Here is an 11650-nt window from a genome sequence, read left to right as displayed (position 1 = left end):
GCCAGCTGAGCGTCGCAACTCGCCGAACACGACGCCGGGGCGAACGTCTGCTCGCCCCGGCAGGCCCCTGCGTGCAAGATCGCTTGCACGTCAATGCACGAGATTCGCCCGCGAACACGGGATTTTTCACGACCCGGCCCTTGCCGCGGCCAGCCCCGCTCGCTTCCATCCGATCCGGGCACTACCTTCCCCGAACACATGTTCTCTTCTCGTGCACCAAGACTTCTGGCCGCGGCGCTGATGGACCTCGCCGAGGCCATGCTCCGCCCGCTCGACGTCGCCGAGGCCGAGCCCATCCCGCGCCCCGTCGCCGTCGCCGCCCGCGATCCGCTGCGGCGCCCGGTCGACGTCGACGCCCCCGATCCGCTGCGGCGCCCCTACGATGTCGACGCCCCCGAGCCCAACCTCCGCCCGCTCGACGTCGCCGAGACCGAGCCCATGCGGCGCCCCCTCGCCGTCGACCTGGCCGAGCGGCTGCGGCGCCCCCTCGCCGTCGACCTCGCCAAGCCGACGGTCCGCCCGTTCGACCTCGATACCGCCGGGCCCCACCGCCCCCGCACCGCCGCCACCCCGGCCGGCGGGCCCGGGCGCACCACCGCACCCCGGCAGCATCCGCACCGCGGCGCACTCCCGCGCCGCGACCGGCGCCGCCGCCGAGCCGGCGCGCCCCCGCACGCCGCAGCGCTCTGCACCACGCCGCTCGCCGACACGCGCCGCCCGCCGGCGCCTCGCAGCGCCGGCGCCCCGCGCCACTAGGCTGACCCCGCGCCCCTGGCCACGCGGCTCCACAAGGCGCCCCCGCCGCTGGGTGCCCGCGCAGCGCCGGCGCCCCGCGCCGCTACACGCACCCCGCGCCCCTGCGCACCCAGCACCACAAGACGCCCCCGCCGCTGGCCGCCTCGCAGCGCCGGCGCCCCGCGCCACTAGGCGAACCCCGCGCCCCTGCGCACCCGGCACCACAAGACGCCCCCGCCGCTGGCCGCCTCGCAGCGCCCGCGCCCCGCGCCGCTACACGCACCCCGCGCCCCTGCGCACCCGGCACCACAAGACGCCCCCGCCGCTGGCTGCCGCGCAGCGGCAGCGCCCCGGGCCGCCATAGCACCCCCGCGCGCCCCTGCCCACCGGCTCCACAAGACGCCCCCACCGCTGGCCCCCGCCGCTAGCCACCCGGTGCCCCTAGACGCCCTGCCGCTGGCCGCTCCTTGCTCCTCGGCGCGCCCCGATCCCGGCGGCCCCAGCTGCAATCGGGCGCGGCCCCGGTCGCCGTCGAGAGGACCTCACACAGCGACACCGCGAGCCGACTGGCGTCCACGACGACGACCTCGCCGCGCTCCGCGGCCTGCAAGCGGAGCACGGCAAGCAGTCAGCGACTGCGCCGCCGGGTGCCCGCCGGCCCGCCCGCCGCTCCACCGCGGAGGCAACCGCACGAGCCGCACGCCGCGAGCGCAGCCGGGCGCGATGTGCACTCGAGCCGCGACATGCCGTGGCTCAGGGAGCGATCCGCCACGAAACAAGCCCGCGTGGCGGCGCACGCGCGGACCGTCGGGCGAAGCCCGGCCGCAGAACATCCCCTCGCCCTGGAAACGCGCGTGGCTCGCGGCGGATCCAACGCGCGCGGCCGCCGCGCGCTCCGGGCGACACCTCGCACGACCGACGGACCCGCGAGCGGCGGGCCGCGGACGGCGCGTTCGGCGGACGGGGCCGACAGCGCACGGCGCAGAAGGCAGACGCCGAGCGCGATCGGCGGGCCGCGTTCGGCGGACGGGGCGCCGACAGCGGACGGCGCAGAAAGCAGACGCGAAGCGCGATCCGCGGGCGGCGAGCCGCGGGCAGCGGGCAGCGCGCAGCGGGCCGCGGGCCGCGGGCAGCGGGCAGCGGGCAGCGGGCAGCGGGCAGCGGGCAGCGGGCCGCGCGCGGTTACATGCATGCCCCCACGCGCATACCGCCCCGAAATGCAAAAAGCCCCAGCCGCTGGAAGCGACTGGGGCTGAATGAAAAACCGGCGGCGTCCTACTCTCCCAGGCCCTTGCGGGCCAAGTACCATCGGCGCTGAGAGGCTTAACGACTCTGTTCGGAATGGGAAGAGGTGTTTCCCTCTCGCTATAGCCACCGGAAAACGTGCGAGACCACGCCCTCCACGGGCTTTCAAAACTGCACAGCGCCACTGAGACGGGTATCAAAAATCCGTCAAGCCCTCGAACAATTAGTACCAGTCTCCTACAAGCATTGCTGCTCTTCCAGATCTGGCCTATCAACCTGGTAGTCTTCCAGGGTTCTTACTCCCTCAAGGGGATGGGAGAGCTCATCTTGAGGCCGGCTTCCCGCTTAGATGCTTTCAGCGGTTATCCGATCCGCACGTAGCTAACCTGCTATGCCCTTGGCAGGACAACAGATACACCAGAGGTGCGTTCATCCCGGTCCTCTCGTACTAGGGACAAATCCTCTCAACTCTCCAACGCCCACGGCAGATAGGGACCGAACTGTCTCACGACGTTCTGAACCCAGCTCGCGTACCGCTTTAATGGGCGAACAGCCCAACCCTTGGGACCAACTTCAGCCCCAGGATGCGACGAGCCGACATCGAGGTGCCAAACCGAGCCGTCGATGTGGACTCTTGGGCTCGATAAGCCTGTTATCCCCGGAGTACCTTTTATCCGTTGAGCGACGGCACTTCCACTTGCTACCGCCGGATCACTAAGACCTGCTTTCGCACCTGCTCGACCTGTCGGTCTCGCAGTCAAGCTCCCTTGCTGCCTTTGCACTCTACGCACGATTTCCAACCGTACTGAGGGAACCTTTGTGCGCCTCCGTTACATTTTGGGAGGCGACCGCCCCAGTCAAACTACCCGCCTGGCACTGTTCACCGCCCGGATTCACGGCGCGGTGTTAGAAACCCAACACATCAAGGGTGGTATCTCAAGGATGGCTCCACGTCAACCGCAGTCAACGCTTCCAAGCCTCCCACCTATCCTGAACGAGGTGAGCCGAATTCCAATACCAGGGTGTAGTAAAGGTTCACGGGGTCTTTCCGTCTAGCCGCGGGTACTCGGCATCTTCACCGAGACTGCAATTTCACCGAGCCCCTCGTTGAGACAGCGTCCAAGTCGTTACGCCATTCGTGCAGGTCGGAACTTACCCGACAAGGAATTTCGCTACCTTAGGACCGTTATAGTTACGGCCGCCGTTTACCGGGGCTTAGCTTCGGTGCTTTGGGCGAACCCTAACACCTCCACGTAACCTTCCGGCACCGGGCAGGCGTCAGCCCCTATACGTCGTCTTTCGACTTAGCAGAGACCTGTGTTTTTGGTAAACAGTCGCTTGGACCTATTCACTGCGGCCCCCTCGGGCTCCGGTCGCGAAGACCATCACCCTACTAGGGCGCCCCTTATCCCGAAGTTACGGGGCGATTTTGCCGAGTTCCTTAACGAGGGTTATCTCGATCACCTTAGTATTCTCTACTTGCCCACCTGTGTCGGTTTTGGTACGGGCACGCGTGTTCTCCCTAGAGGCTTTTCTCGGAGGTATGGCGTAAGGGACTCGCCGGCTCGAAGCCAGCTGGCATCGCACCTCAGGTTATGCAGACCCGCATTTCACTAGGTCCACCCCTACATGCTTACCCCAGGACGACCATCGCCTGGGTTCCCGTAGCCTTCCCCGTCCCCCCATCGGTCAAGCGAACACGACGTGGTACAGGAATATCAACCTGTTAGCCATCGACTACGCCTTTCGGCCTCGCCTTAGGTCCCGACTAACCCTGAGCAGACGAACTTTACTCAGGAATCCTTGGGCAATCGGTGGAGGGGATTCTCACCCCTCTTTCGTTACTCATGCCGGCATTCTCACTTCCGAAGCCTCCACGGCTGGGTCACCCCGCCGCTTTACTGGCATCGGAACGCTCTCCTACCGCGCGATCGACCCGTAGGTCTCACGCACCCGCAGCTTCGGTAGCTAGCTTAAGCCCCGTTACATTATCCGCGCTCGAACACTTGACCAGTGAGCTGTTACGCACTCTTTCAAGGATGGCTGCCTCTAAGCCAACCTCCTGGTTGTCTATGCACTCGAACATCGTTTGCCACTTAGCTAGCATTTAGGGACCTTAGCTGGCGGTCTGGGCTGTTTCCCTCTTGACGCTGAAGTTTATCCCCCAGCAACTGACTCCCGGAGTAAACGTATTGGTCTTCGGAGTTTGCCTGAAGTTGGTAACCTGGTAGGGCCCCGCGTCCAAACAGTGCTCTACGGCCAATACGCAATTGATCCGAGGCTATACCTAAATATATTTCGGAGAGAACCAGATATCACTGAGCTTGATTAGCCTTTCACTCCGACCCACAGGTCATCCGCCCAGTTTTTAACCTAGGTCGGTTCGGTCCTCCACGAGGTCTTACCCCCGCTTCAACCTGCCCATGGGTAGCTCGCTCAGTTTCGGGTCTACCGCCTACGACTCTGTCGCCCTGTTCGGACTCGCTTTCGCTACGGCTCCGCTCATCGCTTAACCTTGCCGCAGACGAGTAACTCGCCGGCTCGTTATGCAAAAAGCACGCGGTCACAGAACAAGTCTGCTCCCACCGCTTGTAGGCACGCGGTTTCAGGTACTATTTCACTCCCCTTCCGGGGTACTTTTCACCTTTCCCTCACGGTACTAGTCCGCTATCGGTCACCTAGGAGTACTTAGCCTTGGAGGGTGGTCCCCCCAGCTTCAGTCCGCGTTTCACGGGCGCGGACTTACTCAGGAACGTCTGACGGAAGGTCATGGAGTTTCGTCTACGGGACGGTTACCCTCTTTGGTGAGCCGTTCCAGGCTCTTCGACTACTGCATGACTTTGTAACTTCCGCCGGGGCAGCCACACCCCGGAACAAACGCCCTACAACCCCTGCTGCGCAACGCGTGGCCGCTTACACGCAACAAGTTTGGGCTGATCCCTTTTCGCTCGCCACTACTCAGGGAGTCTCGGTTGATTTACTTTCCTCGGGGTACTGAGATGTTTCACTTCCCCCGCTTGTCTCCCTCCCGGCTATGTGTTCACCGGGCGGTAACGCCGCATTACCAGCGCTGGGTTTCCCCATTCGGAAATCCGCGGGTCAAAGGCTATTCAGCGCCTCACCGCGGCTTATCGCAGCCGTTCACGTCCTTCATCGACTCTAGGTGCCAAGGCATCCACCGTGTGCCCTTACTATCTTGACGGTGATCTTGATCAATCTTCACGAGATGATCGGTGATACCCGTTTCATTGGCTACTGTGCAGTTTTCAAGGTCCGTAGAGAGGCGTCGCCCCCGCACTCCTTCCGTGTCCTAGACAAGCGGAAGGACCGGCGGGAGCCGGTCTCTCAAAACTCAACAGCATGTATGCAGCTCCGGCGAACCGTGCTGCACGAACAGGTTCGGTCGACGTACTAGTTCCGATCGACGAGCGATCGGACGGCTTCGTGAGAAGCCTTCCCTAGAAAGGAGGTGATCCAGCCGCAGCTTCCGCTACGGCTACCTTGTTACGACTTCACCCCAGTCACGAGCCCCACCTTCGACGGCTCCCTCCCTTGCGGGTTAGGCCACCGGCTTCGGGTGTTGCTCACTCCCGTGGTGTGACGGGCGGTGTGTACAAGGCCCGGGAACGTATTCACCGCGGCAATGCTGATCCGCGATTACTAGCAACTCCGCCTTCATGCAGGCGAGTTTCAGCCTGCAATCCGAACCGAGACGCGCTTTAAGGGATTCGCTCCACCTCGCGGTATCGCAGCCCTCTGTACGCGCCAATGTAGCACGTGTGTAGCCCTGGACATAAGGGGCATGATGACTTGACGTCATCCCCACCTTCCTCCGGTTTGTCACCGGCAGTCTCGCATGAGTCCCCAACTAAATGCTGGCAACATGCGACGGGGGTTGCGCTCGTTGCGGGACTTAACCCAACATCTCACGACACGAGCTGACGACAGCCATGCACCACCTGTGAACCTGCCCCGAAGGGAAGCCGTGTTTCCACGGCGGTCAGGCACATGTCAAGCCCAGGTAAGGTTCTTCGCGTTGCGTCGAATTAAACCACATGCTCCGCTGCTTGTGCGGGCCCCCGTCAATTCCTTTGAGTTTTAGCCTTGCGGCCGTACTCCCCAGGCGGGGCACTTAATGCGTTAGCGTCGGCACGGAGGGAGTCGACACCCCCCACACCTAGTGCCCATCGTTTACGGCGTGGACTACCAGGGTATCTAATCCTGTTTGCTCCCCACGCTTTCGCGTCTCAGCGTCAGTCACGTCCCAGCGAGCTGCCTTCGCCATTGGTGTTCCTCCTGATATCTGCGCATTTCACCGCTACACCAGGAATTCCACTCGCCTCTTCCGGACTCGAGCTCGACAGTATCCACCGGCATTCCAGGGTTGAGCCCTAGACTTTCACAGCAGACTTACCGAGCCGCCTACACGCGCTTTACGCCCAATGATTCCGGACAACGCTCGCCCCCTACGTATTACCGCGGCTGCTGGCACGTAGTTAGCCGGGGCTTCTTCTGAAGGTACCGTCATTCCGAATGGCTATTCACCACCGAAACTTCGTCCCAACTGAAAGGAGTTTACAACCCGAAGGCCGTCTTCCTCCACGCGGCGTTGCTGCGTCACGCTTTCGCGCATTGCGCAAGATTCCCTACTGCTGCCTCCCGTAGGAGTCTGGGCCGTGTCTCAGTCCCAGTGTGGCTGATCGTCCTCTCAGACCAGCTACCCATCGGAGCCTTGGTGAGCCGTTACCTCACCAACAAGCTAATGGGCCGCGGGCCCATCCTGATGCGGTTAGCCGAAGCTACCTTTCCTCAACGACCTTGAGGTCGAAGAGCACATTCGGTATTAGCTCGAGTTTCCCCGAGTTGTCCCAATCATCAGGGCAGGTTACCCACGTGTTACTCACCCGTTCGCGGCTTTGCCCCAGGGCAAGCCCTGGTTCGTCGCTCCACTTGCATGTATTAGGCACGCCGCCAGCGTTCGTCCTGAGCCAGGATCAAACTCTCCGTGAAGAACGACATGTACTTCTCAGAGAGTGTCGCGATGCTCACACAAGGGGTTCCCATGTACACGATCGGGAGACCCGGAGCACCGGACGGGTAAATCAAATGACTCGTTGTGACCGTTGAATTGCTTCGCCACGCTGACGTAAACGAAGCAGGTCACTCGAAACCTGGACGCACCGATCTTCATGGGCCGAAGCCCAGTCGATCAGGTGCACATGCTGTTGAGTTTTCAAAGACCGCCGTGCCTCTCGGGAGGGGACTCCTCCGTCTGACACGCGCTGAGGGCTAGTGGCTCTCAGAGCGGGGCGCGAAAGTATAGCGCACTCGGGCGCGGAGTGGAAGCAACCTTCTGTTTCCACTCCCCGGTGCGACCTTTCGCCTGGTCCTTCCGGGCGGCCCGTCCTGCGCCGCGTCGAGAACTATACAGAGTCGATTTCCAGATGCGTCCTGGGGTGAAGAACTCGTCAAAAGTTCCCGTTCTGACGGGCTTTTCGGGCCGTCGGTGGGTGCTCTGACAGCGTGCCGGCAGCCGTTTTCGCATCGTTCTGGCGCGCAGACGCTCTCTTTCGACGCGGCGCAATTCCAGAGCAACCCGTTGCGACGGGGAGAATCCGCCGCGAGAAATTTCTAGGAGACGATCTGGACCGTGACCTCGCGCCTCCGGGGGCGGTCGTCGAAGTCGAGCAGCACCAGCTGCTGCCAGGTTCCGAGCTGCAGCTCCCCGTCGACGACGGGGACGCACTCGGACGGTCCGAGCAGCGCCGCGCGCAGATGCGCGTGCGCGTTGGAATCACCGTTGAGGCGGTTGTGGGCCCAGTCGCGCACGCGCGGGACGAGCTGCTCGAGCAGCGCGGTGAGGTCCTCCACCCCGCCGGGCTCGAACTCCATCGTCGTGACGGCGGCGGTCGAGCCGCGGACGCACACGGCCGCGAGGCCGCGGTCGACCGCGCTGGTGCGCAGCACGCTGCGCACCCCTTCGGTCAGGTCGACGATCTGGCCGCCGCCGGCGGTCTCCACGCGCAACATCCCGCCGGAGACCGCCATCTTCCGCTCAGCGGCTCCGCAGCCGAGCGAATCGCCGCTTGCCGAGCTGCAGCACGCGGCCGTCCAGATCGGAGGCCGGCCGGTCGAGCGGCTCTGGCTCCAGCGGGCTGCCGTCGAGCTTCACCCCGCCCTGCTTCAGCAGCCGCCGCGCCTCCGAGCTGGAGACGCCGAAGGCGCTCGCCAACAGCGCGGGCAGATGGACCTCCCCGCCGCCGTCGACCGCCAGCGCGGCCTCCGGCATCTGCTCGGGCGGGCGGTGCTCGCGGTGCACGCGGTCGAAGGCGTGCTCGGCCGCCTCGGCGGCGCGCTCGTCGTGGAAGCGCGCGACGAGCGTGCGCGCGAGCGCGCGCTTGGCGTCGCGCGGGCTCTCCTGCGGCGGCAGCGGCTCGCCGAGCAGCAGCTCGTACCAGCTTCCCATCGCCTCGTCGGGCAGCCGCAGGGTCTTGCCGTAGATCTCCTCCGGCGGCTCGGTCACGCCGATGTAGTTGCCGAACGACTTCGACATCTTCCGCACGCCGTCGATCCCCGGCAGGATCGGCATCGTCAGGATCACCTGCTCGGGCTTGCCGTAGGAGCTCTGGATGTCGCGGCCCAGCAGCAGGTTGAACTTCTGGTCGGTGCCGCCGAGCTCGACGTCGGCGTCGATCGCGACCGAGTCGTAGCCCTGCAGCAGCGGATACAGCAGCTCCAGCAGCGAGATCGGCGCTCTCGCGGCCGTCCGCTTGACGAAGTCGTCGCGCTCCATGATGCGCGCGACGGTCGTCGTGCGCACCAGCCGGAAGAGGTCCTCGGTGCGCATGTCGAGCCACTCGCCGTTGCGGCGGACCTCGAGCCGGTCGGGGTCGAGCACCTTCAGCGCCTGTTCCTGGAAGGTGCGCGCGTTCGCCTCGATCTGCTCGCCGGAGAGGATCGGCCGCGTCGAGGAGCGGCCGCTCGGGTCGCCCACGCGCGCGGTGTAGTCGCCGATGATCAGCACGACCGTGTGACCGAGGTCCTGGAACTCCCGCAGCTTCCCCAGCACGACCGTGAAGCCGAGGTGGATGTCGGGCGCGGTCGGGTCGATCCCCAGCTTCACGCGCAGCGGCCGGCGCTCGCGCTCGGCCTCCTGCAGCTTGCGCTCCAGACCGCCCGCGGGGAGCGAGTCGACCGCGTTGCGGGCGAGCCACCCGGCGGCCGCGGCGGGGCTGGAGGTCTGGGGAGCCATGGGGCCCCAATGCTAGACTGCACGCCCCGGCGAGGCCTCGTCGCCATGGCCCGCCAAACCGGTGAGACGGCTCCAGCGGACACGGGGCCTCGGGTCGCCGGACGAAGGTATGAGCTTCGATGGGAACACACCCGCGCCGGGCCGCCGCCGTCCCAGGCTGAGCCTCCTGCGCCGTCGCCGCAACCGCGACGGCAGCAAGCCCAAGATCAAGAAGCTGCGGCTGTTCTCGATCCTCGTCGGCCTCTCGCTGCTGGCGGTCGTCTCGACCGTCTTCGGGATGATGATGGCGGTCGCCTCCGACCTGCCCGACCTTGAGAACAAGCAGCAGTACAAGGTCACGAAGAACAACTCGGTCCTGCTCGACTATCGCGGGCGCAAGCTCGGGATCATGCAGAACAACCAGAACGTCGTGCTCGTCAGCGACAGCCAGATCGCGCCCGCGATGAAGCACGCGATCATCGCGATCGAGGACAAGCGCTTCTACGAGAACAACGGCTTCGACGTGAAGGGCATCGCGCGCGCCGTCTGGGCCGACGTGAGCAGGGGCGGCGCCGTCCAGGGCGCCTCGACGATCACGCAGCAGTTCGTCAAGAACGCGCTCGAGGCGCAGAACAGACGAACGCTGTTCCAGAAGCTGCGCGAGGCGGCGCTTGCGTACCACCTCACGCGCAAGTGGAGAAAAGAGAAGATCCTCACCGAGTATCTGAACCAGATCTACTTCGGCAACGGCGCGCACGGGATCGAGTCGGCCGCGCGCGTCTACTTCGGCAAGCGCCACGGCTACGGCGAGGCCGGCGGCTGCGGCTCGACGAAGCTGAACATGTGCGCGTCGGTGCTGACGCCGGCCGAGTCGGCGCTGATCGCCGCGGTCGTCGCCTCCCCGAGCGCCTACGACCCGGTCACCAACCCCGACAACGCCAGAGCGCGGCGCGACCTCGTGCTGCGCTACATGCGCGACCAGGGCTACATCACCGCGGCCGAGTACGCGCGCGACCGCGACGACCCGCTGCCGACGCAGGACGACCTGACGCCGCCGCAGGAGGAGACCGCGGCGCCGTACTTCACCAGCTGGGTCCGCCAGCAGATCGTCAACAAGTACGGCGCGTTCCGGGCCTTCAGCGGCGGGCTGCACATCACCACCTCGCTCGACCTCGACCTGCAGACCGCCGCCGAGGAGACGATCGAGCAGATGCTGCCCGAGGGCTCCGGGCTGCCGTCGGCGTCGCTGGTCGCGATCGACAACAAGACCGGCGAGGTGCGCGCGATGGTCGGCGGCCCCGACTACAGCGAGCGCCCGTTCAACCTCGCCACCCAGGGTCAGCGCCAGCCGGGCTCGACCTTCAAGCCGTTCACGCTCGTGGCGGCGCTCGAGAACGGGATCTCGCCCGACAACGTCTACAGCTCCGCGCCGAAGGAGTTCCCGGTCCCGGGAACCAACGGCAAGGAGGCGTTCGTCGTCAGAAACTACGGCGACGCCTACGCCGGCAGCGCCTCGCTGCGCAGCGCCACGACGACCTCCGACAACTCGGTCTACGCCGAGGTCGGGATCCAGGTCGGCACCAAGAAGGTCGCGCGCGTCGCGCGGCGGATGGGGATCCGCACCCCGATCTCGACCAACCTCGCGATGACGCTCGGCGGCCTCAGACAGGGCGTCACGCCGCTCGACATGGCGCATGCCTACGAGACCTTCGCGACCGGCGGCAAGCGGATCTGGAACGACACGCTCGGCGCGCCCGACCGCGGCCCGATCGGCATCCACCAGGTGAGAGACGCCGACGGCAAGGTGATCGCCGACAACCGCAAGTCGCTCAAGAGCAAGCAGGTGATCCCGCCGGCGGTCGCGCAGGAGGCATCCTCGATCCTCCAGACGGTCGTCTCCTACGGAACCGGCACGAAGGCGCAGATCCCCGGCTTCGCGGCCGGCAAGACCGGCACGACGGAGAACTACGGCGACGCCTGGTTCGTCGGCTGGAACGAGCAGTTCACCGTCGCGATCTGGGTCGGCTACCCCGACAGACTGGTGCCGATGCTGACCCAGTACGGCGGCGAGCCGGTCGCCGGCGGCACCTACCCCGCCCAGCTGTGGCACAACTTCATGGTCTCGGCCCAGACGATCCTCGACCAGCGCAAGGCCGAGGAGGAGGCGATGAAGGGCGGCGACGCCGACGACGTCAGCACGACCCCGTCCGAGACGCCCGAGCTCTACACCGCGCCCGAGGGCTCCAGCGGCGACGGGACCGGAGGGGGCGCCGTCGACGACGGCGGCACCGCCGGCGGCGCGGCCGATGGGACGACCGGCGGCGGCACCGCCGGCGGGACGACCGGCGCCACCGGGGAGACCGGCGGGACCGGCGCCGACGGCGGGACCGGCGCGACCGGCGGCGACACCGGCGCAGGCGTGACGACCGGCGGCGGTGG

4 protein-coding genes and 3 rRNA genes are annotated in these 11650 nt (G+C 65.8%); 2 read left to right on the top strand and 5 right to left on the bottom strand.

Features of this window, described 5'->3' with window-relative positions:
* Positions 1-198: 198 nt before the first annotated feature.
* Positions 199-756, top strand: a complete 558-nt coding sequence (locus tag ACU436_RS42025; protein ID WP_459032774.1) for a hypothetical protein — start codon at positions 199-201, stop codon at positions 754-756.
* Positions 757-1997: 1241 nt separating this feature from the next.
* Here the strand turns inward: ACU436_RS42025 and rrf are convergent.
* The 5 genes from rrf to tyrS all read right to left on the bottom strand — a co-directional run bounded on the left by rrf (position 1998) and on the right by tyrS (position 9232).
* A 5S ribosomal RNA gene (gene rrf, locus ACU436_RS42020) occupies positions 1998-2114 on the bottom strand.
* A 69-nt stretch (positions 2115-2183) separates the two neighbouring features.
* Positions 2184-5182 (bottom strand): 23S ribosomal RNA (locus ACU436_RS42015).
* A 260-nt stretch (positions 5183-5442) separates the two neighbouring features.
* Positions 5443-6990 (bottom strand): 16S ribosomal RNA (locus ACU436_RS42010).
* Together the 16S, 23S and 5S rRNA genes form the textbook arrangement of a ribosomal RNA operon.
* A gap of 621 nt (positions 6991-7611) precedes the next feature.
* Positions 7612-8028 carry a secondary thiamine-phosphate synthase enzyme YjbQ gene (locus ACU436_RS42005; RefSeq protein WP_459032773.1) on the bottom strand — a complete coding sequence of 139 codons (417 nt, stop codon included), beginning with the start codon at positions 8026-8028 and terminating at the stop codon, positions 7612-7614.
* A gap of 7 nt (positions 8029-8035) precedes the next feature.
* Positions 8036-9232, bottom strand: a complete 1197-nt coding sequence (gene tyrS / locus ACU436_RS42000) for a tyrosine--tRNA ligase (protein ID WP_459032772.1) — start codon at positions 9230-9232, stop codon at positions 8036-8038.
* Between the two features lie 109 nt (positions 9233-9341).
* Here tyrS and ACU436_RS41995 point away from each other — a divergent pair.
* Positions 9342-11650: transglycosylase domain-containing protein (locus tag ACU436_RS41995; RefSeq protein ID WP_459032771.1), on the top strand; the 2309-nt coding region annotated here is incomplete at its 3' end.

This window comes from Pseudonocardia wallangbongensis, assembly GCF_054486945.1.
The sequence above is the reverse complement of the archived record's forward strand: the minus strand, read 5'-3'. Positions and strand labels throughout refer to the sequence as shown.